This window comes from Longicatena sp. 210702-DFI.1.196 (assembly GCF_020563125.1).
GTDB classification, from domain to species: Bacteria; Bacillota_I; Bacilli_A; order Erysipelotrichales; family Erysipelotrichaceae; genus Longicatena; species Longicatena caecimuris.
On the sequence record NZ_JAJCPX010000107.1, the window covers coordinates 1 to 410 of the forward strand.

1 protein-coding gene is annotated in these 410 nt (G+C 54.1%); it reads right to left on the reverse strand.

The annotated features are described in order from the left end of the window. Positions 1 to 410 (reverse strand): hypothetical protein (locus LI241_RS15575; protein ID WP_227160471.1); only part of this gene is annotated, 410 nt, incomplete at both ends.

Sequence of the window (410 nt, forward strand, 5' to 3'; positions counted from 1 at the left end):
ACATCCCGCAAGTCCTGATCTGCCTTGTCCGGGTCAATAGGAAGAAACTCGGTATAGTAAGCATTGCGACGGTCTGCCCGAAGCAGCTGCTCGAACTGTTCTTTGCGCTCTGCCCGGTAGATGGGATATACCATCCCGGTGGGCAGAAGCTGTACGGTGTCCTCCCGCAGCTCGGTGATCTGATAGGCGTCATCCTCGATATACACGGTATCGCTCACGGCATAGACCGGGGCGGCTGGGTCATAGGAGGTTCTTTGCGGAATTGGGCGGCGAACTGCGTCATATTCCTCATCGGAAATAGCAACTTTGGAAGTCTGCTCTGTCTCAACAGCTGCGATCTGCTCTACATCCGACATTACCTGCTGGATAAATGAGTCATTGTCCAGTTTTTCCGGGTCTGCCACCTGTCC